Below are 23,718 nucleotides of genomic sequence, written 5' to 3'. Positions count from 1 at the left end.
GCGGCGGTTCCTCCGGCCAAGCCGGCAGAATCATCTGCCGCGCTCGAAAGGGTGAACGACCTCAAATCGTCGTCCGATTTCGGTGACACATTTTCGCTTCTTCTCATGCTGATTCCTTGCACCCAGGAGATTTTCCCATGGCCACAATGAGATCCTCCGCTCATCTGCTGGGCCGACCCGCCATCAGTCGGCGCGACCCCTCCGAACAGGCACATTGGCAGCCCAACACCGACATCTACACGACCGAGGATGGCCTGGTGATCAAGGTGGAGCTGGCCGGCATGTCGAGCGAGAACCTGGAGTTGTTTGTCGAGGGCAACCGGTTGTGTATCCGCGGACATCGTCCGGACAGTTGCCGCGCCGCCCGCTGCAACTTTCTGGTGATGGAAATCAGCTACGGCCCGTTTGAGCGCGTGCTGGAGCTGCCCGACAGCTACGATTTGAGCCGCGCCCGTGCCGCCTACGTGAACGGCTTCCTCCGCATTGACGTCCCGCTGGCACGGGAGAGCGCGCCTGCAAGAAAGCGCCTGGCCGTCCGACCGGCTCCGGACGGTGAATGAACCGGCCCGTCGCTCCCGGGCCATCCCCTCCCTTCAGATGCCCAGCCCGAGGGATTCCACCGACACCGAGTACGTCAGCATCCACGATGTTGCCCGCGCAACGGGTGCGCCCGCGCGGATCTCGTCGCGTTCCCTGCCCGAGAGCCTGCCCGTGCTGGGATTGTCGGACATCGTGGTCTTCCCCGGGATGGTGACCCCCCTGCTGGTGGAGTCCGGTCCGAGCATCCAACTCATTGACGACGTGGTGGCAGGGGATCGCCTCCTGGGTGTGGCGCTGCAGCACCGGCCGGATGTCGAGAACCCGCGGCTGTCGGACCTGCACCCCGTCGGTTGCGCGGTCCGGCTGCTCAAGATGTTGAAGTTCCCGGACGGCAACGTCCGGATCCTGGTGGAGGGGCTGTGGCGGATCCGGCTGGACCAGGCCGTGCGCGAATCACCCTACCTGGTGATCCGCTACACCCTGCTGCGGGACGAACGCGATGAATCGGTCGAGACCCTCGCCCTGCTGCGCAACGCCCAGGCCGAGTTCCAGGACATCATGCAGCTGTCCCCGGCCATTCCCGAACCGGCCCGCATCGCCGCCCTCAACGCCGAGGATCCCGGCCATTTTGCCGATCTGGTGGCCGTGCACCTGAACCTCCGACTGGACGAACGGCAAAAGATCCTGGAAACCCTGCCGGTCCGGGAACGGCTCCAACAGTTACTGCCCCTGCTGCATCGGGAGCGCGAGGTGCTCTCGCTCAGCTCCAAAATCCAGGCGGAAGTGGCCACCTCCATCACCAAAACCCAGCGCGACTATTTCCTGCGCGAGCAATTGCGGATCATCCGCCGCGAGCTGGGCGAGGACGAGGGCGGCAGCCCGGAGCTGCGCACGCTGCGCCAGCGCCTGCAGGAGATCGCCCTTCCGCCCGAGGCGCGCGAAGTCGCCGAACGAGAGCTGGAGCGACTGGAACTGCTCCCACCAGCGTCCCCGGAATACGCCGTGGTCCGGAACTACCTCGACTGGATCACTGCGCTCCCCTGGGACCGAACCACCGAGGATCAATGGGACCTGGACCGCGCCGCCCGGATCCTGGAGGAGGACCATTACGGGCTGGACAAGGTCAAGGAGCGGCTGCTCGAGTTCATGGCCGCCCTGCAGAGGCGACGGGAAATCAAGGGACCCATCCTCTGTCTGGTGGGGCCGCCCGGCACGGGCAAGACCTCGCTGGGCCGCAGCCTGGCGCGCGCCCTCGGCCGCAAGTTCGCCCGCATCTCGCTGGGCGGCCTGCGCGATGAAGCCGAGATCCGCGGGCACCGTCGAACCTACGTGGGCGCCCTCCCCGGTCGAATCCTCCAAACCCTGCGCCGGCTCGAGAGCCGTAATCCGGTCATCGTCTTGGACGAACTCGACAAGGTGGGCAACGACGTCCGGGGCGACCCCGCCTCCGCCCTGCTGGAGGTGCTGGACCCGGCGCAAAACCACGCCTTCGTGGACCACTACCTCGACCTGCCGTTCGATCTCTCCCGCATCCTGTTCCTCGGCACAGCCAACTGGCTGGAACCCGTGCACCCCGCGCTCCGCGATCGGCTCGAGGTCATCGAACTGCCCGGATACACCGAGTCCGAAAAACTTCACATCGCACGTCGCCATCTCTGGCCGCGGCAACTGGAGGAACACGGATTGTCGCGACGCGAAGTGGTGCTGCCCACCCCCACCCTCCGCCGCATGATCCGCGAATACACCCGCGAAGCCGGGGTGCGCCAACTCGAGCGCGACCTGGCCGCCCTGGCCCGCAAAGCCACCCGCAGACTGGGAACCGCGCGGTCCCGAAACGCGCGTCGCCCCCTCCGCATCCGCCCGGCCGACCTGCCCGAATGGTTCGGTCCGCCGCGCTTCCCGGCCGAATCGCCGGAACGCATCCGCGACTGCGGCATCGCCCTGGCACTGGCCTGGACACCCTGGGGCGGCGAGGTCCTGTTCATCGAGGCCACCCGCATGCCGGGCCGGGGCCGGCTCATGCTCACCGGCTCGCTCGGCGACGTCATGAAAGAAAGCGCACGCACCGCGCTCAGTTGCCTCCGCAGCCGGGCCGCAGCCCTCGGGCTCAAAATCGAACCCGAGGAACGACACGACCTGCACATCCACATCCCGGCCGGTGCCGTGCCCAAGGACGGTCCCAGCGCCGGCCTCGCCGTGCTCGTGGCCCTCGCATCCCTCGAAGAACAACGGCCCGTGCCCTCCGACCTCGGGTTGACAGGCGAAATCACCCTGCGCGGCCGGGTGCTCCGCGTCGGAGGCGTACGCGAGAAACTCCTGGCAGCCTGCCGCCACGGCCTGCGGCGCGTGATCCTGCCCGAGGGCAACCAGGGCGACTGGGCCGAAGCCCCCGCCGAGGTACGCCGCCGCCTCAAACCCCTCTTCGTCCGCCACATCACGGAAGTGTTTCCCCTCGTCTTCGGCAAAGCATGAAACCCTGGCCCCGCAGGCACCTGCCGACCCGGATCGCCGCTCTGCTCGGGTTCGCCCTGCTGCTCCTACCGGGACGCGGCACAGCAGAAACCGGTCCTGCCGAAGAGGCAGGACTCGACCTCATCCGCCGCATCCGTTCCCTGACGCCCGAGGCGTCCGTGACGAATCGAGGGCGCTGGGTGGTGCGACCCGCCCGGCCCCGTGCACCATTCGAGATCCCCCTGCTCATGGCCGTGTTCCCCACGACCACCGGCTGGTGCAACTTCTACGAAATGGGACCCGACCCGCAGGACCGATCCACACGCCTGTGGATCCGCCACTCCGGCGAACGGCCACCCTGCGTGTCACTGGCCACATGGACCGGATCCGATCCCGCCCCGGACACGGGCAGGCCCCTGTCGGCCGAAGAGTCCATGCAGCCGTTGGCGGAAACCGACTTTTCCCCGGCCGACCTGGCCATGGCGTTTCTCTGGTGGCCGCGCCACCGGCTGATCCGGTCCGAAATGCGGCGCGGCCAGTTCTGCGACGTGGTGGAAAGCGAGACCGACCACACCCCGCCCGGTGGATATCTGCGGGTGCGTGCCTGGTTCGATCGCGACACCGCGGGCCTCGTCTACGCCGAGGCCTTCGACGCCCATGGACGCTTGCTCAAGGAGTTCCTTCCCCGCCGGTTCCGAAAGATTGACGGCCGGTGGGAGGTCACCGAACTGGAAATGATCCACCGGCAGAATGGGTCCCGCACACGCCTGGTGCTGGAACACTAACCGCAGCCGGCCCGGCCCCTCCCCCGCCGATCATCCACCACCGCTTCAGTCCGCCGTTACCTCCCGGCGCGCAGGCGGCGGGCGGCTTCGACCATGTGGCGCAGGGCGGGCTCGACTTCGGCCCGGCGGCGCGTCTTGAGGCCACAATCGGGGTTGACCCACAGCCGCTCGGCCGGGATCACCTCCAGCGCCCGTTCCAGCAACGCCTCGAGCTCTTCCACCGACGGCACGCGCGGCGAGTGGATGTCGTACACACCGGGACCGATGGCGTTCGGGTAGCGGAAGCGCCGGAAGGCCTCCAGCAACGCCATGCGCGAGCGCGCCGCCTCGATGGAGATCACGTCGGCGTCGAGCGCGGCGATGGCCTCCAGGATGTCATCGAAGTCGGCATAGCACATGTGCGTGTGGATCTGGGTCTCGTCGCGCACGACGCAGGAGGCAAGACGGAAGCATTCGACGGCCCACTCGAGGTAGGCAGGCCATTCGCGGCGACGCAGCGGCAGTCCTTCGCGCAGGGCCGGTTCGTCGATCTGGATGACGAAAATGCCGGCGGCTTCGAGGTCGGCCACCTCGTCGCGGAGTGCCAGCGCGATCTGGCGGCAGGTGTCGGCCCGGGGCTGATCGTCGCGCACGAAGGACCACTGCAGGATCGTCACGGGGCCGGTCAGAATGCCTTTGACCGGACGTGCGGTGCAGCGTTGCGCAAAGGTGGTCCAGCGTACGGTCATGGGGCCGCGCCGCGCCACGTCACCGTAGAGGATGGGTGGGCGCACGCAGCGCGTGCCGTAGCTCTGCACCCAGCCGTTGCGCGTGACCAGAAAGCCCTGAAGCTGCTCGGCGAAGTACTCCACCATGTCGGAGCGTTCGGGCTCGCCGTGCACGAGCACGTCCAGCCCGATGGCCTCCTGGCGGGCGATCGTCTCGGCGATGGTGGCTTCCAGAAACTGCTCGTAGGCCTCGCGGGACAGCTCGCCCCGCCGGAAGGCCGCGCGCTTCCGGCGCAGCTCGTCGGTCTGCGGAAACGAACCGATCGTGGAGGTGGGCAGTAGGGGCAGGTTCAGCCGTGCGCGCTGCAGCGCGTAGCGCTCGGCAAAAGGACGGCCCCGGCGGGTCATCTCGGGCGAAAGCGCGGCCAGGCGCCGGCGTACTTCCGGATCGATCCGACGCGGGGAGGTCAGGCGTTCCTGACGCGCCCGGCGGGCGGCTTCGAGCCGATCGCGTACGGCCGCCTCGCCCTCGTTGATCAGGCGTTTGAGCGTGACCAGCTCCTCGAGCTTCTGGCGGGCGAAGGCCAGCCAGGGACGGATTTCCGGGTCGAGTTCGGATTCAGCGTCCAGGTCGATCGGCACGTGCAGCAGCGAGCAGGAGGGACCGATCCAGACCCGTTCGTGGCCGAGCGCCTCGACGGCCCGCCGCAGCATGGCAGCGGCCGCGTCGAGATCGGTGCGCCAGACGTTGCGGCCGTCTACCAGCCCCAGCGAGAGGATGCGATCCTCGGGCAGGTGCGCCAGGGCCGGCTCGAGTTGCTCGGGCGCGCGCATCAGATCGAGGTGAACGGCCGCCACCGGTAGCGAGCACGCCAGCGGCAGGTTCTCTTCGAGGCCGCCGAAGTAGGTGGTCAGCACGAGCGCCGGGTGTTCGGGCCGGCTCAGCGCCGCATAGGCCTGCTGGTAGGCCTGGCGAGCGCCGGGCGACAGGTCGCGCACCAGACAGGGCTCGTCCATCTGCACGTAGCGGGCGCCGGACGCCTTCAGGCGGTGCAGCACCTCGGCATAGACGGGCAGCAGGCGATCGAGCAGCGTCAGCGGGTCGAAGTGGGCCACCGTCGCCCGACCCAGCAGCAGGAACGAAACCGGTCCCAGCAGCACCGGCCGCGTTTCGATGCCCAGCGTCTTTGCTTCCAGATACTCGTCGATGGGTTTCGTGGAAGCGAGCCGGAAGGTCTGCTCCGGGTGGAATTCAGGCACCAGGTAGTGATAGTTCGTGTCGAACCACTTCGTCATTTCCAGCGGCGGCACGCCGGTGCCTTCCAGTCCCCGTGCTTCCAGCTCTTTTTCCTGGACGCCCCGGGCCATGGCAAAGTAGGTGGCCAGGTCGACGGTATCGCCTTGCCAGCCGAAGCGCTCGGGCACGGCGCCCACGAGCGCGATCGTGTCGAGCACGTGGTCGTAGAGCGAGAAGTCGTTCGAGGGAATCTGGTCGATCCCGGCCTCCTGTTGCCATTGCCAGTGCCGGGCGCGGAGCTGACGCGCCGTCTCCAGCAATTCGTTTTCCGAGACCCGTCCGGCCCAGTAGCCCTCGACGGCCCACTTCAGTTCACGCGCGAGCCCGATGCGGGGAAAACCGAGATTCGTTGCCTGGATCATGGATCGTTTTGTGCTGGCCTGGTTGCTTCTCAAATCACGGGTTTACTCATCCCACGAGAGCGCGGCGGCCTGCTGGTATTCGGTGACCCGCGTCTCGAAAAAGTTCTTTTCCTTGAGCAGGTCGATCGTTTCGCTCATCCAGGGGAACGGGTTTTTCGAGCCGTAGCGGGCTTTCAGGCCGATGCGCTCCAGACGTCGGTCGGCGATGTGCTGGACGTACTCCCGGAACATGGGCGCCGTCAGGCCCAGCACGCCGCGCGGCAGGCAGTCGTAGGCGTAGGCCACCTCCAGCTCGGCGGCCTCTTCGATGAGCTGCTGCACCTCGCGCTGAAACTCGGGCGTCCACAGTTCGGGGTTTTCGGCCTTGATGCCGTTGATCAGGTCGATCCCGAAGTTCAGATGGATCGTCTCGTCGCGCAGGATGTACTGAAACTGCTCGCCGATGCCGGTCATCTTGTTCTGGCGGTGGAAGGAGAGGATCATCGCGAAGCCGCTGTAGAAGAAGATCCCCTCCATGATCACGTAGTAGCCGATCAGGTTTTTCAGAAAGGCCTGAGCGCCCTCGACGGTGGCCGTGGTGAAGTCGGGCCGCAGCACTTCGCGCGTCAGCTCCATTTCGAATTCGTCCTTGCGGGCCACGGCCGGGATTTCGCGGTACATGTTGAAAACCTCGCCCTCGTCGAGGCCCAGGCTTTCGACGATGTAGAGGAAGGCGTGCGTGTGGATGGCTTCCTCGAAGGCCTGGCGGAGGAGGTACTGGCGGCACTCCGGGTTCGTGACGTGGCGAAAGATGGCCAGCACGATGTTGTTGCCCACCAGGCTCTCGGCCGTGGCGAAAAAGCCCAGGTTGCGCAGGATGACCAGCCGTTCGTCGTCGGTGAGCTTATTGGAGCGCCACAGCTCGATGTCGCGGGCCATGGGGATTTCGTTGGGCATCCAGTGGTTTTTGCAGCCGTTGAGGTAGTGCTCCCAGGCCCAGGCGTACTTGATGGGCATGAGCTGGTTGACGTCCACCTCGTGGCAGTTGATCAGGCGCTTGTCTTCGACGCGGATGCGGCGCGATCCGAAGGCAGGAAGCTTCATCATGGCTGTACTCGGTTTTGGTGTTGGTCGAAATCGTGGCAACGAACAGAGACTACTGGCAGGCTTCGCAGCTTTCGTCGTTCGGCGAGCAGGCGGGGCCGTCGCGGCGGACGACGATGTCGCCCGAGGGCGAGCGGCTTTTCATCCAGCGGGGCTGGATGCCGCGGCGGTTGATGTCGAGCGTGGATTTTTCGATCTGGGTGGCGGCCAGCGCCCTCAGGTAGTAGGTGGTCTTCAGGCCGAGTTGCCAGGCGAGCTGGTACATCTCGCTGAGCTTGCGGCCGGTGGGTTCGGCCAGATACAGGTTGAGCGACTGGCTCTGGTCGATCCACTTCTGGCGCCGGGCCGCGCACTCGATGAGCCAGTGCGGTTCGATCTCGAAGGCCGTCCGGTAGCGCGCTTTCAGCTCGGGCGGGATGCGGTTGATTTCCTGCACCGAGCCGTCGTAGTACTTCAGATCGTCCAGCATTTCCTCATCCCAGAGGCCCCGCGCTTTGAGATCGCGCACGAGGTAGGGGTTGAGCTGGGTGAATTCGCCGGACAGGTTGCTTTTCACGTACAGGTTCTTGTGGGTGGGCTCGATTGACGGGCTCACGCCGCAGATGTTGGCGATGGTGGCCGTGGGAGCGATGGCCAGCACGTTCGAGTTGCGCATGCCCTGGCGGCGGATTTTCTCGCGCAGCGCGTCCCAGTCGAGGCGGGCCGTGCGCGGGACGGGCACAGGCTCGCCGCGTGGGGCTTCGAGCAGGTCGAGCGTGTCGAGCGGCAGCAGGCCGCGATCCCACTTGGAGCCCTTGAACGTGGGGTAGGCGCCCCGTTCGGCCGCCAGGTCAGACGAGGCCTCGTAGGCGCAGTAGGCGATGAATTCCATGAGTTCGTCGGCCAGCTCCACGGCGGCCTCGCTGGCGTAGGAGAGCCCCCGACGGTAGAGCACGTCCTGAAAGCCCATCAGACCCAGACCGATCGGCCGGTGGCGCAGGTTCGACGTGCGCGCTTCCGGAATCGGGTAGAAGTTGAGGTCGATCACGTTGTCGAGCATGCGCACGGCCGTGCGGATCGTGTCGCGCAGCTTTTCCCCATCCAGCTCGCCCCGCTCGTCCACGTGCGCCACCAGGTTGATGGACCCGAGGTTGCAGACGGCCACCTCCTCGGGCGAGGTGTTCAGCGTGATCTCGGTGCAGAGGTTCGAGGAGTGGACGACGCCCACGTGATCCTGGGGCGAGCGGATGTTACAGGGATCCTTGAAGGTGAGCCAGGGGTGGCCGGTCTCGAACAGCATCGAAAGCATTTTGCGCCAGAGATCGACGGCCTCGACACGGCGCCAGTTGCGGATGCGTCCGGCTTCGGCCTCGTGTTCGTAGTGCTCGTAGCGCTCGCGGAAAGCCCGGCCGTACAAGTCGTGCAGGTCGGGCACCTCGTCGGGCGAGAAGAGCGTCCAGTGCTTGCGTTCCCGCACGCGCTGCATGAACAGATCCGGGATCCAGCAGGCGGTGTTCATGTCGTGCGTGCGGCGGCGTTCGTCGCCCGTGTTGCGGCGCAGCTCCAGAAACTCTTCGATGTCCAGGTGCCACACCTCCAGGTAGGCGCACACGGCTCCTTTGCGTTTGCCGCCCTGGTTGACGGCCACGGCCGTGTCGTTGACAATCTTCAGGAAAGGGATGACGCCCTGGCTGCGGCCGTTGGTGCCTCGGATATGGGCACCCAGGGCGCGGACAGGCGTCCAGTCGTTGCCCAGTCCGCCGGCCCACTTCGAAAGCAGCGCGTTGTCGCGGATCGCCTTGAAGATGGCGCCCAGGTCGTCCTGCACCGTGGTCAGGTAGCAGGAGGAAAGCTGGGGATGGGGCGTGCCCGCGTTGAAGAGGGTGGGCGTGGAGTTTATGAAACGGAAGCTCGAAAGCGGCTCGTAGAACCGGATGGCGCGGGCGGTGGGATCGTCTTCGGCGAGCGCCAGCCCCATGGCCACGCGCATCCAGAGGAACTGGGGCAGCTCGAAGCGGCGGCCTTCGGGCTCGTGCAGCAGGTAGCGGTCGTAAAGCGTCTGCAACCCGAGGAAGGTGAACCGGCGATCGCGTTCGGGATGCAGGGCGGCGGCCAGGCGGTCGACGTCGAACGTCCGGAGCAGACGCTCGTCGAGGCGACCCAGGCGGACGCCGTGCTCCAGGTACGCCCGGAAACCGGCGCGGCAGACTTCGGCCTGCCCGGAGGGAGGTATCGGGCGGCCGAAGACCTCCCGGTAGAGGGCGTCCAGCAGCAGCCGGGCGGCCACGTACGTGTAGTTGGGTTCGCGTTCGATGTGCGTACGGGCCGCCAGAATCAGCGCCCGGTCGAGTTCGTCTTCTAGAATGCCCGGATAGACCGTGCGGAGCAGCTCTTCCCGGACCAGCTCGGGATCGACGTCGTCCAGTTCGTCGCACGCCGCTTCGATGCGGGCACGCAGCGCCTCGTGCGGGAACGGCGCCTCGGTGCCGTCGGCGCGGCGGTAGGTGAGCTGCTGGCGACGGCGCGCTTCGGCGCGGGCCTCGCGGTAGAGGATGTAGCGACGGGCGACGGCGTAGCGCCCGGCCCGCATGAGCGTGCGCTCCACTTCGTCCTGAATTTCTTCGACGGACACCTCGGCGCGGTCCCGGCACCAACGCACCACGGCGCCGGTGAGGGTCTCGATCTCTTCGGACAGTTCGGCCGAAAGAGGCGTGTCGGCAGGTAGTTCGAGCGTGGCGCGGAAGGCTTTTTCGAGGGCGCGCCGGATGCGTTCGGGGTCGAACGAGACGCGTCGGCCGTCCCGCTTGACGACGGTGGGCAACCCTCCGGTTTGACTCGCTTCCTCCGCACGGTGCTCCGGCGGGGCCAGGGGTTCTCGGGACTCCAATTGCGGCGGAAGGCTGGTCGGAGTGAGACTCTGTCCGGCAGAGGCGACTCCGCTGGAACCTTTCCGCGTTTCAAGATCCGTTGCACAAAAGCTTTCGGTGCCCGCACGAAGGGGCTCCGCCGGCCGAAGTCGGCCGCCGTCGGAAACTGGCATGGCAAGTGGTGATACGAGCGCGGCCGCCAAAACCGCGCCATTTCGTTCCTCCCCATCCTGTCGTTTGGCGCGACAGCGATCCCGTCACCCAACGGGATCCGATGAGCGTGAACAAGCAGGTCTTCTGGCTCCGAGGTCATCCTACTCCGCCGGCCTTCCCATCCGAACCGGACAGTGGCCTTTTTGGCGTTTCGTCGCTCGTTACAGCGGCGCAACCGCGCGGGATTCGCACCCGCTTCCCTATTCTCCCCGCAAGGGGCACTTGTTCACGGGTGAATCCGGAGGAAACCCGGATTCTTCAAAGAACGCGCTGCAAGATGACGGGATTTTTACGGCTGTCAAACCGTTTTCCGAAACGGAGCGGAACCCGGTGGAACTGCATGACTTTCTCCGGAAAACCGCACCCCGGATGCCGTTCACGATCTTGAACAAGCCCGCTTCTCGTTCCCTTTCCGGAGAGCCTTCGATTGACGGGAAAAGCCCGGCCTGTTACAAGGCGCGGTGCGTTCCTGGAGCGCGAGGCAACGTCCCATGGCGAAACAAGCAAAACCCAAGTACCGGCGCATTTTGCTCAAACTCAGTGGCGAGGCCCTGGGTGGGCCGCAAGGTCAGGGGATCGACCCCGACGCCGTCCACCAGATGGCCGAGCAGATCCGGGAGGTGCGGGACCTGGGCGTCCAGGTGGTGGTGGTGTTGGGAGGCGGGAACATCTTCCGCGGCCTCAGCGGCAGTCAGAAAGGGATCGAACGCGCCACGGCCGATTACATGGGCATGCTGGCGACGGTGATCAACGCCCTGGCCTTGCAGGATGCCTTGGAACAATTGGGCGTGCCCACGCGGGTCCAAAGCGCCATCACCATGCATCAGATCGCAGAACCGTTCATCCGCCGCCGCGCCGTCCGACACCTGGAAAAGGGGCGCGTGGTCATCTTCGGCGGCGGCACCGGCAACCCGTACTTTTCCACCGACACCGCCGCAGCGTTGCGCGCCAACGAAATCGGTGCGGAGGTCATCCTAAAGGCCACCAAGGTGGACGGCATCTACGACCGCGATCCCAAACTCCACCCCGATGCCCGCCGGTTCGATCGCATCACCTATCTGGAGGCCCTGCAGCGGCAGCTCAAGGTCATGGATTCAACGGCCTTCTCGCTCTGCATGGATAACAAAATGCCCATCATCGTCTTCGACCTGTTCAAACCGCACAACCTGAAGAAGGTCGTCCTGGGCCGGAAGGTCGGCACACTGGTGACCGCCTGAGCTTCCGCCTCGAATGTCGGCCCGGCCGGCGAACACACCCGGGCCTGTCCGATTCCTCCAGGTTCACACGCGCTCCCACCCGGCCGCAAGGACCGCTCAAACTCCCCCAAGGCAGTGCGGCCAGTCCCGCGGAGGCAATCCGGCCTGCCGTGGCGTCCGGCCCGGTCCCCTTCCCGGCCGGACGGTTCCCCGCACTCCGGCACCTCCGAAAAAACGGGAGGCCCTCCCTGCGCCTCAGACAGGGAGGGCCCGAGACAAACCTTGGGCGGCTCCGGCGCCCGGGAGCGACCATCCGGTCATGACTTGTCCGGTAAACCAAGCCGCTTGCGCACGGCCTCAAAACCGCCGCCGCCGTACCCGACCATCCGCCCCACCTCCTTGCCGTCGGCATTCAGCAGCACCAGCGTGGGGTAACCTTCCACCTTGAACTGCTCCTGCAGCTTGCGGTTGGCCTGCTTGCGTTGTGGCGACTGCTCCTTCTTCCGCGGAAAGTCCACCTCCACCAAGACCAGGTGTTTCTCGGCGTACTCGGCAAATTCGCGGGTATCGAACACGTCCTTCTTCAGGCGGATGCAGAATCCGCACCAGTCGGAGCCGGTGAAGTTCACCAGCACCTGCTTCTTTTCGGCCTTGGCCTTCTCCAGCGCCCCGGGAAGGTCCTCCAGCCAGACCGGTTCGGCGGCAACCAGCGTGGACACACAAAACGCCGCCGCGCAGGCAAACGCCCATCTTCGAAGTGTCGCTTTCATGCCCCAACCATAGACCGCCCCGCCCGCATGCGCCAGTGCGACCCCGCGGCTCCGGTTGGCAAAATCCCACCCCCCAAGGAGTCAAACGGACGAGGCCCCTCCCACGGGCCATAAGAAAAAGTCTGTCCCGCGGGAGTTGCAAAAGCCAAGCTCATACGTCAGAATCGATCACGAACCATATCTTAACCTCGATCGGCTGCGATCATGAAGAACCGAATCCCCACCTGCTGCGTCGTGCTGGGTCTGTTGCTCGGTCCGGCCTTCCCGCCCGCGACCTGCGCGCAGGACGCCGGCGTGCTGCCGTTGCCCAAACCCCGCATCCACGGAGGCAAACCACTCCTGGAAGCGCTCCAGGAACGGCGTTCCACACGGGCGTTTCGATCCGACCCGCTCCCGCCTGAGATTCTTGGCAATCTACTCTGGGCCGCCTTCGGCGTGAACCGGCCGGACGGGCATCGCACGGCGCCGTCGGCGATGAATCACCAGGAAATCGACGTTTATGTGGCCACCGCCGACGGGGTGTTCGTGTACGACGCGCGTGCGCATGCGCTTCAAAAGGTGCACGGGCGGGATGTCCGGGCCGCCACGGGCCTGCAAGATTTCGTGGCGACCGCGCCGGTGAACCTGGTGCTGGTGGCCGACTGGTCCCGCATGAGCCGCGTTCCGGAGGAGAGAAAGCCGGTTTGGTCGGCCGTCAGCGCCGGTGCCATCGTTCAGAACGTGTACCTCTTTTGCGCGTCGGAAGGGCTCGCCACGGTGGTGCGCGGCACGTTCGACGAGTCCGAGCTGGCCCGTGCTTTGAACCTGCGACCCGAACAAAAGATCGTGGTCGCTCAAACCGTGGGCTGGCCCGCCGGCACAGCCGGCACGGGTGCCGCCCGGCCGCGGCACCCGTGAAGGAGACGACCCGCTTGCCGAGCCCCATTACCGTGGGCCGTGGCCGCACCACCCCTCGGTCCGGTTTGCAAGGCGGACAAACCGGGGTAGGCTGATCTCATGCGATTTGCCTCGCGCACGGAAGCCGGCCAATTGTTGGCGGAGCACCTGATCCGGGCCGGTGTGACGGCTGACCTGGTGGTGGGCCTGCCACGGGGCGGTGTCGTGGTCGCGGCGCCGGTGGCGCAAGAGTTGGACGCACCCCTGACGGCCTGGGCGGTCCGAAAAATCGGTCACCCGCTCAACCCCGAGTTTGCCGTGGGCGCACTGGCCGAACCGGACGTACTCTGGCTGGACGAGCGTTGGGTGCGCAACGACCCCGAAGTCCACCGCGCCCTCCGCCGCATCGTGGCCGAAGAACAGGCCCGCATGCAGGCACTGGCCCGCTTCCTCCATCCGCAGGGGCTGCCGCCCGTCCGACATCGGAGGATCATTCTCGTGGATGACGGCCTGGCCACCGGCGCCACCGCGCACGCCGCGGTGCTGGCACTTCGCAAGCACGACGCAGACACTGTCCACGTGGCGGCGCCCGTGGCGTCCCCGGAGGCCGTGGAACGACTCCGGCAGGCAGCCGACGGGGTGCACGTGTTGCGGGCCGATCCGGATTTCACCGCCGTGGGACACTACTACGCCTCCTTCGAGCCTCCCGACGAAGAGGAGCTGCTCCAGCTCCTGCGCCCGTCCGACGAATCCTGATCCCGGTCCATGCCCGAACTGCCCGAAGTGGAGGTCCTCGTCCGTCACCTGGACCCGCAGCTCCGGGGACAGGCGATTCGCCAGGTCGAACTGTTGCGTCCGTCCATCCTGTTTCCACCAGATCCGACCCCGGCCGATCGCGTCTTGCGGGGCCGCCGGATCCGCCACGTCCGGCGCCGCGGCAAGTACATATGCGTCGAACTGGACCCCGCACCGGGAGTGCCCGGTTTGTTTTGGATGCACCTGGGCATGACCGGCCGGCTGTGGCTGCAGCCGGCGGGCGCCCCGTTGCCCCCGCACACGCGAATGTTCTGGGACTTGAACCGCGCCCGGCTGGTCTTTTCGGATCCCCGCGGTTTCGGCCGCTCGGGCTGGGATGAGGCGCCCCTCCGCCGGTTGGGTCCCGAGCCGCTGGAACGAACCTTCACCGCGGCCCGGCTGGGGGCTCTCCTGGTCTGCTCCCGTCAATTGCTCAAGGTACGGCTGCTCGACCAGACGGTCGTGGCCGGCCTGGGCAACATCTACGTCTGCGAAAGTCTGTGGGAAGCCGGCCTGTCGCCGGTCCGCCGCTCGGACAGGCTGGCCGGCACCGAGGTCGCGCGTCTGGTCGCCGCCATCCGCCGTGTCCTGCGCCGGGCCATTCGGTTCGGGTCGAAGTTGAACCTCGATTGGACCGGAACCGGTCGGGACCGGCTCTTCTACTTCGGGCGGGTCGCCGGCAGTTCATCTCCTCCGCGGGAACGTTTCGCCGTTTACGAACGGGAGGGCGATCCGTGCCGCCGTTGCGGCGCGCCCATTCGTCGCATCGTGCTCGCGGGGCGCGGCACCTATTTTTGTCCGGGCTGCCAGCCCTGAGGTGTGTCCCCGGGGGAGGTTGCGCATGGGGCTGCTGCCGATCCCTCGCCGGACGAGGGCGGCTCCGAGGCCCGGGCGGTCGGGCTCGCGTCCTGTGTCCTGGCCAGCCCCAGCAGCTCCGCCCGGCACTGGATGAACTGTGCCAGGACGCTCACCGCGATCTCGTTCACCCCAATGGCGTGGATCGGCAGTCCGACCGGACACACCACACGGTCCAACTGCCCGGCCGTTGCCAGCTTCTGGCGAAGGAACTGTTCCCGGATCAACCGGGCCTTGCGCCGGCTGCCGATCATGCCGAGAAACGCGAACGGCCTGTGGATCCACTCCGACAACACCAGCGCATCGTGCTGGTGGCCGCGGGTGACAATCAGGCCAAAGGTCGGCACCCGCGGAAGCGGCTCGTGTAACAGTTCGTGCCACGGGCCCACCCGCAGGATGGTCGGCTCGGGAAACAGCCGGTGATTCGCAAGCCCGGGCCGGTCGTCGAAAACGGTCACCGCAAAATCCAGCTGCAGCGCCAGCGGCGCGACCGCCTGGGCCACGTGACCGGAGCCGGCGATCCACAAGGCAAACGGCGGATGAACGGTCTCCTCATAGAGCCAGGAACCGCCCGGCCCCTCGACCCGCGCGATGGAGAAGTCCTCCCGCACACCCCAGCGCACCGGCTCCGTCGCCTCCGCCAGCTCGGCCCACAAAGGCCCCACGCGATGTGCGTCCGGCAGGATGAGTCCCTGGACGCGTCCCCCGCAGATCAGGCCGTCGTCCCATCCGAAGTCATGATCCAGCAGGAGGTCGAATGTGTCCGGTTTGCCGGTTCGCAACGCCCGCAGGGCACGTGCCTGGACCTCGGCTTCCAGACAACCGCCGCCCAATGTGCCCACGATGCCGCCCTCCGGCAGGAACAATGCCTTGGCCCCCGTACGCTGCGGGCTGGAGCCCTTCACCCGCGCGATCAATCCCAACGCGAATGGACGGCCCTCGGCGGACAGCCGGGCCATTTCCTGGTAGATCCGTCGTGTCATGGCAGGGACTCCCTGCGGCGACGCCGCCCCGATCAGAACAACGTGTTCACCAGCAGGCTCATCACGCTGAGCGGCCCCTGGTCTTCGAGGCCCTCCGTGGCCTTGTCGAGCTTCTGCAACGTCAGCCGGGCGTTGCGGTAGAGCGCGTCATCGTTCACCAGCTTGCCCGCCGAACCCTCGCCCCGGTTGATCTTCTGCAGGATTTCGCGCAGTTGGGTCATGGCATTGGTGGACTCCCGGTAAAGTGCCGGATCGGTGATCAAACGGCCCAGGGTACCCTGACCCGCGCGCGCCTCGGCCACCAACCCACGGGCCTCCTCCACCGCACGATCGACGGTGTCCAGCGTCCGGTCCAGGTTCGACACCGTGTTCAGGGCCGCCGCGTGCAGGGTCTCGTCGTAAATCAGGCGTCCCACCGTCCCCTCGCCCGAGCGGATCCGGGCCGTGACGTCGCGCAGGTTGGTCAGGGTCTGGCTCAGCGTGCCGCTGTTCTGGCGCACGAAATCGGTCAGCGGACCGAGCAAGTTGTCAATCTTGTGCCCGGTGAAACTGCGTGTGAGGTTTTCCACGCCGGAGGCCACGTTGTCCAGACGCGCCATCAGCGCGGCGAAATCCGGTTGCTCCGTCGATTTGAGCACGGTCCCGTCCTCGGCCCGGGGCGCATCCGGCCGCCCGAAATCCAGCGACACATAGTTCTGCCCCATCAACCCTGTGAACTTGATGGTGGCCACACACTCCGTGTTCACCGGGTGATCCGGCCTGAGTTTCATGGTCACGCGGACCCGATCGCCCTCGAGACGGATCGCTTCCACGCGACCGATGTCCACGCCCGCCATTTTGACGCGGTCGCCCACCTTCAACTCGAGCGCGTTGCGGAAGAACGCATGCACGCGCGGTCCCTGGCGGAGACGCTCCAGTCCACCGGCCAGCTCCATGACCAGCACACCGGCCACCAGGGTCAACGCCACGAACATGCCCAGCCGGGTCTCCAGCGAATCTTTCATGCGCGCACCTCCTGGGTAGGTTGCAGGCTGGCCGCCTGCAGGAATCTTCGCAACACCGGGTCCGAATGGCTCGCCAGCCGATCCGGCCGGTCCACCGCCACGAGCCGGCCCTCGTTCAAAAAACCGATCCGGTCACCCACACCGAACGCCAGGGCACGATCGTGGGTCACCACGATCGAGGTGACCCCGATCCGATCCCGCAGGCTGACGATCTCCTCGGCAATCACCTGGGCCGACAAGGGATCCAGTTCGCTCGTCGGCTCGTCGTACAGGATCAGTTGCGGCTCCATCACCAGCGCACGGGCGATGGCCACCCGTTTGCGCATCCCCCCGGAGAGTTGTCCGGGCAGCTTGTCCTCCGTGCCGGCCAGACCGACCAGCGCCAGCTTCTCCGAAACAATGCGCCGAATCTCTTCGGGCGGGCACAGGCGGTGTTCGCTCAGGTACAACCCCACATTCTCCGCAACCGTCAGCGAATTCAACAACGCCGCCGACTGAAACACCATCGCCACCCGGTAGCGGTCCAGGACACCGGGTCCCCGCACCGGTTCACCGTTGATCCGGATTTCACCGGCATCCGGCTCTTCCAACCCGATGATGTGCCGCAACAACACGCTCTTGCCGCTGCCGCTGGGCCCCATCAGCACAAACACCTCGGCCGGGTCCACCGAAAAACTCACCCCCCGCAGCACCTCCTCGGCGCCGAACCGCTTGCGCAGGTCCCGCACCTCCATCGCCACACCGCCCGAACGTTGGTCCGAAGCCGCGTTCATGAAAGCAACAGCCGCGTCAGAATGTAATCCGACACCACGATCAACACGATCGAGTTCACCACCGCCTTGGTCACCGACCGGCCGATGCCCCGCGGCCCACCCCGTGTCACCAGGCCCTGATGACAACAGATCACCCCCACGATCCACGCGAACACGAAACTCTTGAACAGACCGTTCAGCACGTCCTCCAGCGCCACGACGTCCCGCAGATTCTCGAAAAACGCCCGGAACCCGATGGCGATCCGGTCGTTGTACGCCGCCACCAGCGCGCCCCCGAACCAGCCCACCATGATCGCCATCATCACCAGCAGCGGCAGCGCCAACGCCAACGCCACCAACCGCGGCATCACCAGAAAATGCACCGGATCAATCCGCATCGTCCGCAGGGCGTCTATCTCCTGGTAAACCTGCATCGAACCAATCTCCGCGGCCATGGCTGACCCGTTCCGCCCCGCTATCAGGATGGCCATCATCACCGGAGCCAGTTCCTTGCAGATGGACACACCCACGATTCCCCCCACCGCCGCCGCCAGCCCGCGGTCCACCAGCACCGGCCCCGTCTGCAACGCCACCACCGCCCCGATGAAGAACGACAACATGCACACCATCAGCAGGCTGGCGTTGCCGATCTCGTAAAACTGCTCGAACACCTTCCGCCGGTGCCGCCACACCAGCGGCAACGACCGGAGCGTGCGCCCCAGCAAAATCACCATCTCGCCCAGGTTCTCGAACATGCCGGTCCCTCAATCCGCAGCGGCGGCCCTTTCCCGTTCCCTTCCGGGTGTCAACGCTCCCCCGGCGACCCCAACGGGCTTGTCTCCCTCGCGCGGTTGCGCAGGCCGCCTCCAGACGGGCAATCCCAGCAATCGCCACCGCGACCCGTCCCCGTCCGATTCATACCGAACCATCCCGAACAGCAGCGAGCACTTTCGGCCCGCCGGACCGCCATCCCAACGCCAGAGATTCCACAGAAACGACCTCCCAGACCGGCCCGTCACGGGATCCTCTTCCGCGCGCCAGACCGACCACAGGGCACTGTAGTTGCGCTCCACGCCCGGGTTGCCCGGCAGGACCGGCTCCAAAGGCGCCAACACCTGCAGCCGGCTGCGCCCCAACTCGTCCTGCCGATGGGCAAACAACGGCCACAAGGACCGTCTCAGACGCCGGCCCTCCACCAGCCGTTCCTCCACCTCGCGATACACGAACAATCCCATGCGCGTGTCCGCACGCTCCATCCCGGCCGTCCGGCTCCGCCGCTGCTGCCACAGCGGCCACAACAGAAACTGCCGTTGCCCGTTGGTCCGGACCGAAATCCCGTAAAACGGCCAGAATCGATGCGTGGCCCGACCGGGTCCGTCGCCCCAAACCACGAACGGCCACGGCGCGCCCACCTCACGGTACCCGGTCGCCGATTGGGTGCTCACCGCGACCCCAAGTGGCCAGCCCCATGACCGGCTGCGTCCCCGCTCCGATGCGCTCTCCGCGTAGAACGGCAGAAACATGCGCTGATGGCCCGGACTCTCCGTTCCCAGGCCGGTTCGAACGTCGAAAAAGACCGGCCACAACACGAATCGCTTGCGGTACCCGGAGGAAAGTTCCGTCTCGCCCCAGGCATTGGTCTGCAGCGTGGGCACCTTTTCCTCCCGACCGTAAAACGGCCAGACCTGCCAGCCTTCCAACCCGGGACCGTACCGGCGGTGATAAACCGGGTAGAACCAGTTCTCCGTCACCACCTCGCGCTTGCGGGTGCGGCTCCAGAGCGGGAAGAGCACCACGTCAATTTCATCCCGGAACAGTCGCTTCTCCAGATGCCCGTAAAAGGGGAGGAACGCGAACGCCTCGCGTTCAGGATCCTCCGAACGCTGCCAAAACAGGACGGGAAACAACGTCCATCGCGCCGTGGTCCGCTGTTCCTGATCGGCACCCCGGCTGCCGGACAAAAGCTGCATCAGCTGCCAGCGCGCCTCCGACCCGGTCCGATCGTACGTGAACAGGGGATACAACACATCCACCGAGAGGCGGTCCTGCCCCTTCCAACTCTCGACGGAGACCACCGGATGAACCGCCCACATCCGGGTGTCCTCGTCATCCTCCCGCGCGAACAACGGGCCGAGTGCCTCGGTCCGCTTGCCCTCCTCCAACGTCAGGGGGAAACGATGAACCAACGGCCCCGACTCGAGGGCCGTCAGGCGCGCGCCCGCAGCCAACCACGCCACCAACACCATCGGGCGGACACGATCACGGAAGGTTGCACACACTCCGCGCGCTCCATTAAACCACGCACCCGCGGCCGTCAAGCCGGCCGCCGCCACCGGACCGCGGCCCACCGTTGCCGTCGCGCCGCAAGGTCCCGCGGGTCACTCCCAGTTGATGCACCAGCCGCAGCTCGCGCCACAACGTCTCCCCGCGGACCTCGCCCCGGAGCAACGAGGCGTAACGCGACAACGTTCGCACCACCTCGTCGGCCGTCTCATCGAGGAATTCGATGCGAAAATGTCGCACGCCGGCCCGCGCCAGGCGCTCGGCATATTCGGCACCGGTCTGGGCCCGCGCGTTGAAAACCGTGTTCCGACACCCCGCGTCGGCCTTCACCGGATGCAACGCACCCACCCGGTCCCGTAACCAGACCCGGTGCTTTTCGCAGGGCCGGCCACAATCGCGATAATCATGTCCCCGGGACAGAAACGCGCAGAACACACAATGCTCCATGTGAAACATGGGCATGTGCTGGTGGAGCGTGACCTCGACGCAGCCGGGCGGCAGGGCGCGAACCAGCGCCTCCAACTGGTCGGCGTCCAGGTCATAACTGGCGGTCACCCGCTGCAGGCCGAACCGTTCCAGGAAAAACTCCGCGGCCAGATGATTGGCCACGTTCAATGTGGCATCGCCCACACAGGGGCGGCCCGAAAAGGCGTACAGCTGGTCGGCGTTGCGCACCAGGAAACCGTCCGCTCCGCAGGCCGAAAGTTGGCGCAGGATCCAGTCCTCACCCGGCTTGCAAATCCGGGGACCGGCCACCCAGACAGTCGTGGCGGCCGTCGCCTCTGCATCATGCCGACGCACGCGCCGGACCGCCGCCACGTATTGTCTCGGGTTTTCAAAATCGCAATACACGGTCGTGGCGCCCCACTGAAGGGCGGCCTCCAGCTGGTCCATGGAGCGAACCAGCACAACCAGGGTCGGACCGGTCCCGGCGGGGCTCTCCTCAACAGGATCGCGCCCGGCCCGGCAAGCCGCACGGATCACCGGCTCAGGCCGCACGGTCCAGCGGGGCGGTCGCCGGCGCAATTGCTCCAGCCGCTCCACCGCCGCCCTGCGCATGCGGTTCAGCTCGCGAAACGGCAACAGGACCTCGCCCTCCCACGCGCATTCCAAGCCGGCCAGGTAAAAGGGCGTGCCGCCCAGCCGGCCGAGCTGCGCCTCCAACACCGCGCGTCCCAGCGGCCGCTCCCGGGCCGGCTCCAACGGCAGTTCCGAAAGCACCCGCACTTCCCGCCCCTGCTCGTCCCGCACCACCAGTTCCAACGGTTCACCCGCACGGCCGCTGACGCGCATCGTCACCGGCCGCCGATACCGCGGCTGTTCACCTTCGAACGTGCGGCGCCAGCATCGTTCCAACACCGGGTCGCTGGTCTTCCAAACCTTCTGCCCGGGCCGCACTCTCGCCCAGCGAATCGTTCCCGCTCCAAACCGCAGGCGCAGCAGCGGCCGGCCGTCCTGTCCCTGACCGGCCGGCTCCACTCCATGGACCCGGCCGCCCTCCTCCTCCACTTCCGGGTTCCCGGCATCGAACACCACGCCGTCACCCGGGCGGACCGCCCCCGCCGCAGCCAGGACCACCGACCCCTTTTCCACCCGCAACACCTCGCCCAGGCACACCCCCCGCTTTTTGCCATACCGCCCGTGAACCAGCGCCTGGTTGTCGATCCCCTCCAACCAGCCCGTGTACAACCCGCGGGAGAACGCCATTTCCAGACCGTAACGCGTCTCCGCATCCGCCGCATACCGCGCGGGCAGCTCATCGGGGGCGCGGGCGGAGGCTGCCAGCTCGTCCAGGGCCCGGCGGTACGCACGCGTCACGTTGGCCACGTATTCGGGAGACTTCAGCCGCCCCTCGATCTTCAGCGAGGCCACCCCGGCGCGGATCAGATCCGGCAACAATTCAAGTCCCATCAGGTCCTGCGGGCTCAACAGATACTGACGGTCGCCCAGCGGAACCGGCCGTCCGTCGGCCACCAACCCGTACGGCAAACGGCATGCCTGGGCGCATTCGCCGCGATTGGCCGAGCGCTGCCCCAGCGACTCGCTCGTCAGGCACTGGCCGGAATACGCCACGCACAACGCCCCGTGCACGAACACCTCCAGCGGCATCGGCCGGCGCTGCGGATCCCGCTCCTGCGCCTCCCGGATGCGGCGGATCTCCGCGATCGAACATTCCCGCGCCAGCACCACCAGCTGGCAGCCGAGTTCACGTGCCAACTCCACACCTGCGGCACTGGTGAGGGTCATCTGGGTGGACGCGTGCAACGGAAAATCCGGCGAAAGCATCCGCACCAGCCGGGCCACACCCACGTCCTGCACGATGACCGCGTCCACGCCGGCCGCCATCATCGCCCGCAACAACGCCTCGGCCACCGGCAGCTCAGGCTCGAACACCAGCGTGTTCAACGTGACATACCCGCGCACGCCCCGCAGATGCAACCACTCCATCAGCGTCGGCAGTTCCTCCACCGTGAAGTTCCGGGCCCGCATTCGCGCGTTGAACGCTTCCAGCCCGAAATAGATCGCATCCGCCCCGTTCTCCACCGCCGCGCGAGCGCACTCCCAATCCCCTGCCGGGGCCAGCAGCTCGGGCAACCAAACCGGCCGACACGGAGAACCGACTTCGTCGGCCTCCGCCCCGCACGGTCCGGTCCGGGTTGTCTCCGTCGTTTCCACCGGGGCAGAAAAGTGGTCCGGACCCATCCCGCTGGCAAGGTCAGCCTGCCCGACCCCGCTCTGCGCGGGCCTCCCGGGTCTCCTCCGATCCGGACTCTCCTCCGCCGCCCGGCCAACCGGGTGGCTGCCCATGAACCGGTCCCCGGAGCAGGCCGGTCCAAACCCCCGTGCCCCATGCGGCATGCACCAGGCACAGGATCCACGGAAGCACCAGCGCACTGCGCACATCCCAGCCGGCCGGCCGCGGCCGTCGCGACAAACCCGCCGTCGCCAGCAACAACCATCCCGCGTACAACCCGGCCCAGACGGCTGCCGCCGGCAGCCACCGCCGGTCCGCCAGCGCGGCAGCCGCCCACCCCACGTTCGCCGCCATCCACAGCGGCGGCACCAGATGACGCGGCTGCAGCGACCACGGTGCCATCACCAAAAACCGGCCCTTCCAATGGCCGTACCGAAAATACTGGCGCGCCAGCCGACCGCAGGTGGACCGAACCCGGTACTGCGCCCGAACCCACGGCAGCAACCAGACCCGTCCGCCCGCCCGGCGCAGGCGATAGTTGAACTCGTAATCCTCGTGGCAAAGAAAACCCTCGTGGAACAACCCCAGCCGCTCGAACGTCTCGCGCCGCGTCACCCAGAACGGCACACTGTCCACAGCCTGCGCACCGGCCTCCGCCGACACGGTCCGGTACCGCGCATTGCCCACCCCCCAGGGCGAACCCACGGCCCGTGCCACCGCCGCCCCAAGCCACCCCTTCCCCACACAGTCCCAAGCCCCGCCAGCCACGGCCGGACCCGTTTCGCGCTCCAGAAAGGCGGTGCACTCCCGCAGGTACTCCGGAGGCCAGCTCCCGTGCCCGTCCAACCGCGCCAACCACTCCCCACGCGCCGCTCGCAAACCGATGTTCAACGCCACGGGAATGATCCGGCGCGGATTCTCCAACACCCGCACCCGCGGATCCTCCCGCGCCACACGGGCCAGGATGGCCCGCGTGCCGTCCGTGGACCCCCCATCCACCACACACACTTCCAGTGCCTCCCCCGGCCACTCCTGGTTCAGCACCGATCGGACGGCCTCCTCGATCGAGTCGGCCTCGTTCCAGACCGGCATGATGACCGAAACCAGCCGCGCCATACACCGCGCCGATCCGCCCGGGGCCACCCCATACCTCTGGCCAACGAACCCAGCCCCCCGCCGGGGCCCGGCGCCTCACCGGCCGGGCGCCACGCCCCCTGCCACACCG

Annotated in this window: 18 protein-coding genes and 1 riboswitch; of the genes, 7 read left to right on the top strand and 11 right to left on the bottom strand. The window is 66.8% G+C overall.

Annotation, left to right across the window (positions count from 1 at the left end; translation table 11 throughout):
* The first annotated feature begins 137 nt into the window (after positions 1-137).
* Genes ACPDIX_RS03700 through ACPDIX_RS03690 form a run of 3 tightly spaced genes read left to right on the top strand, consistent with a single transcriptional unit; the run spans position 138 to position 3,776 of the window.
* Positions 138-560: an Hsp20/alpha crystallin family protein gene (locus ACPDIX_RS03700; protein ID WP_423430426.1), complete on the top strand. Its 423-nt coding sequence runs from the start codon at positions 138-140 to the stop codon at positions 558-560.
* Positions 553-3,012, top strand: a complete 2,460-nt coding sequence (gene lon, locus ACPDIX_RS03695; protein WP_423430425.1) for an endopeptidase La — start codon at positions 553-555, stop codon at positions 3,010-3,012. Before ACPDIX_RS03700 ends, lon begins: the two co-directional genes overlap by 8 nt.
* On the top strand, positions 3,009-3,776 hold the full coding sequence (locus tag ACPDIX_RS03690) for an outer membrane lipoprotein-sorting protein (RefSeq protein WP_423430424.1): 768 nt from the start codon (positions 3,009-3,011) through the stop codon (positions 3,774-3,776). The genes lon and ACPDIX_RS03690 overlap by 4 nt, the downstream gene beginning before the upstream one ends.
* Positions 3,777-3,832: 56 nt before the next feature.
* Here the strand turns inward: ACPDIX_RS03690 and metE are convergent, their stop codons facing one another.
* Genes metE through ACPDIX_RS03675 form a run of 3 tightly spaced genes read right to left on the bottom strand, consistent with a single transcriptional unit; the run spans position 3,833 to position 10,091 of the window.
* Positions 3,833-6,142, bottom strand: a complete 2,310-nt coding sequence (gene metE / locus ACPDIX_RS03685; RefSeq protein WP_423430423.1) for a 5-methyltetrahydropteroyltriglutamate--homocysteine S-methyltransferase — start codon at positions 6,140-6,142, stop codon at positions 3,833-3,835.
* 42 nt (positions 6,143-6,184) lie between these two features.
* Positions 6,185-7,228, bottom strand: a complete 1,044-nt coding sequence (locus ACPDIX_RS03680; RefSeq protein ID WP_423430422.1) for a ribonucleotide-diphosphate reductase subunit beta — start codon at positions 7,226-7,228, stop codon at positions 6,185-6,187.
* A gap of 49 nt (positions 7,229-7,277) precedes the next feature.
* The gene (locus ACPDIX_RS03675) at positions 7,278-10,091 is read right to left on the bottom strand and encodes a ribonucleoside-diphosphate reductase subunit alpha (protein ID WP_423430421.1); all 2,814 of its coding nucleotides are present in this window, start codon (positions 10,089-10,091) and stop codon (positions 7,278-7,280) included.
* Between the two features lie 250 nt (positions 10,092-10,341).
* Positions 10,342-10,525, bottom strand: a riboswitch (cobalamin riboswitch).
* Positions 10,526-10,775: 250 nt separating this feature from the next.
* Here ACPDIX_RS03675 and pyrH point away from each other — a divergent pair.
* Positions 10,776-11,501, top strand: coding sequence for a UMP kinase (gene pyrH, locus ACPDIX_RS03670; protein WP_423430420.1), 726 nt, complete (start codon positions 10,776-10,778; stop codon positions 11,499-11,501).
* A 296-nt stretch (positions 11,502-11,797) separates the two neighbouring features.
* Here the strand turns inward: pyrH and ACPDIX_RS03665 are convergent, their stop codons facing one another.
* Positions 11,798-12,250: a thioredoxin family protein gene (locus tag ACPDIX_RS03665; protein ID WP_423430419.1), complete on the bottom strand. Its 453-nt coding sequence runs from the start codon at positions 12,248-12,250 to the stop codon at positions 11,798-11,800.
* A gap of 204 nt (positions 12,251-12,454) precedes the next feature.
* On the opposite strand from ACPDIX_RS03665, the gene ACPDIX_RS03660 reads away from it, so the two are divergent.
* The 3 genes from ACPDIX_RS03660 to mutM all read left to right on the top strand — a co-directional run bounded on the left by ACPDIX_RS03660 (position 12,455) and on the right by mutM (position 14,737).
* Positions 12,455-13,147 carry a nitroreductase family protein gene (locus ACPDIX_RS03660; protein WP_423430418.1) on the top strand — a complete coding sequence of 231 codons (693 nt, stop codon included), beginning with the start codon at positions 12,455-12,457 and terminating at the stop codon, positions 13,145-13,147.
* 99 nt (positions 13,148-13,246) lie between these two features.
* Positions 13,247-13,882, top strand: coding sequence for a phosphoribosyltransferase (locus ACPDIX_RS03655; RefSeq protein ID WP_423430417.1), 636 nt, complete (start codon positions 13,247-13,249; stop codon positions 13,880-13,882).
* Between the two features lie 9 nt (positions 13,883-13,891).
* Positions 13,892-14,737, top strand: a complete 846-nt coding sequence (gene mutM, locus ACPDIX_RS03650; RefSeq protein WP_423430416.1) for a bifunctional DNA-formamidopyrimidine glycosylase/DNA-(apurinic or apyrimidinic site) lyase — start codon at positions 13,892-13,894, stop codon at positions 14,735-14,737.
* Here mutM and ACPDIX_RS03645 read toward each other — a convergent pair.
* The 7 genes from ACPDIX_RS03645 to ACPDIX_RS03615 form a co-directional block, all read right to left on the bottom strand.
* Positions 14,710-15,759: an XdhC family protein gene (locus tag ACPDIX_RS03645; protein WP_423430415.1), complete on the bottom strand. Its 1,050-nt coding sequence runs from the start codon at positions 15,757-15,759 to the stop codon at positions 14,710-14,712. The genes mutM and ACPDIX_RS03645 overlap by 28 nt on opposite strands.
* Positions 15,760-15,791: 32 nt before the next feature.
* Positions 15,792-16,763: an MlaD family protein gene (locus ACPDIX_RS03640; RefSeq protein WP_423430414.1), complete on the bottom strand. Its 972-nt coding sequence runs from the start codon at positions 16,761-16,763 to the stop codon at positions 15,792-15,794.
* On the bottom strand, positions 16,760-17,536 hold the full coding sequence (locus ACPDIX_RS03635; RefSeq protein WP_423430413.1) for an ABC transporter ATP-binding protein: 777 nt from the start codon (positions 17,534-17,536) through the stop codon (positions 16,760-16,762). The genes ACPDIX_RS03640 and ACPDIX_RS03635 overlap by 4 nt, the downstream gene beginning before the upstream one ends.
* Complete coding sequence (locus ACPDIX_RS03630) at positions 17,533-18,270, bottom strand: MlaE family ABC transporter permease (protein ID WP_423430412.1); 738 nt, start codon at positions 18,268-18,270, stop codon at positions 17,533-17,535. The genes ACPDIX_RS03635 and ACPDIX_RS03630 overlap by 4 nt, the downstream gene beginning before the upstream one ends.
* A gap of 9 nt (positions 18,271-18,279) precedes the next feature.
* Positions 18,280-19,794, bottom strand: a complete 1,515-nt coding sequence (locus ACPDIX_RS03625) for a hypothetical protein (protein ID WP_423430411.1) — start codon at positions 19,792-19,794, stop codon at positions 18,280-18,282.
* 13 nt (positions 19,795-19,807) lie between these two features.
* On the bottom strand, positions 19,808-22,393 hold the full coding sequence (locus ACPDIX_RS03620) for a DUF3656 domain-containing U32 family peptidase (protein ID WP_423430465.1): 2,586 nt from the start codon (positions 22,391-22,393) through the stop codon (positions 19,808-19,810).
* Positions 22,394-22,514: 121 nt separating this feature from the next.
* Positions 22,515-23,609, bottom strand: coding sequence for a glycosyltransferase family 2 protein (locus tag ACPDIX_RS03615; protein ID WP_423430410.1), 1,095 nt, complete (start codon positions 23,607-23,609; stop codon positions 22,515-22,517).
* Positions 23,610-23,718 lie beyond the last annotated feature (109 nt).

This window comes from Limisphaera sp. 4302-co (genome assembly GCF_049537155.1).
In the GTDB taxonomy this organism is placed as follows: Bacteria; Verrucomicrobiota; Verrucomicrobiia; order Limisphaerales; family Limisphaeraceae; genus Limisphaera.
The sequence above is the reverse complement of the archived record's forward strand: the minus strand, read 5'-3'. Positions and strand labels throughout refer to the sequence as shown.

Coding starts and splice junctions, on each gene's coding strand:
- mutM (WP_423430416.1), top strand. CDS start 13,892: ATGCCCGAACTGCCCGAAGTGGAGGTCCTCGTCCGTCACCTGGACCCG.
- ACPDIX_RS03660 (WP_423430418.1), top strand. CDS start 12,455: ATGAAGAACCGAATCCCCACCTGCTGCGTCGTGCTGGGTCTGTTGCTC.
- ACPDIX_RS03635 (WP_423430413.1), bottom strand. CDS start 17,536: ATGAACGCGGCTTCGGACCAACGTTCGGGCGGTGTGGCGATGGAGGTG.
- ACPDIX_RS03690 (WP_423430424.1), top strand. CDS start 3,009: ATGAAACCCTGGCCCCGCAGGCACCTGCCGACCCGGATCGCCGCTCTG.
- ACPDIX_RS03640 (WP_423430414.1), bottom strand. CDS start 16,763: ATGAAAGATTCGCTGGAGACCCGGCTGGGCATGTTCGTGGCGTTGACC.
- ACPDIX_RS03655 (WP_423430417.1), top strand. CDS start 13,247: ATGCGATTTGCCTCGCGCACGGAAGCCGGCCAATTGTTGGCGGAGCAC.
- ACPDIX_RS03615 (WP_423430410.1), bottom strand. CDS start 23,609: ATGGCGCGGCTGGTTTCGGTCATCATGCCGGTCTGGAACGAGGCCGAC.
- ACPDIX_RS03700 (WP_423430426.1), top strand. CDS start 138: ATGGCCACAATGAGATCCTCCGCTCATCTGCTGGGCCGACCCGCCATC.
- ACPDIX_RS03630 (WP_423430412.1), bottom strand. CDS start 18,270: ATGTTCGAGAACCTGGGCGAGATGGTGATTTTGCTGGGGCGCACGCTC.
- ACPDIX_RS03665 (WP_423430419.1), bottom strand. CDS start 12,250: ATGAAAGCGACACTTCGAAGATGGGCGTTTGCCTGCGCGGCGGCGTTT.
- metE (WP_423430423.1), bottom strand. CDS start 6,142: ATGATCCAGGCAACGAATCTCGGTTTTCCCCGCATCGGGCTCGCGCGT.
- pyrH (WP_423430420.1), top strand. CDS start 10,776: ATGGCGAAACAAGCAAAACCCAAGTACCGGCGCATTTTGCTCAAACTC.
- ACPDIX_RS03645 (WP_423430415.1), bottom strand. CDS start 15,759: ATGACACGACGGATCTACCAGGAAATGGCCCGGCTGTCCGCCGAGGGC.
- ACPDIX_RS03680 (WP_423430422.1), bottom strand. CDS start 7,228: ATGATGAAGCTTCCTGCCTTCGGATCGCGCCGCATCCGCGTCGAAGAC.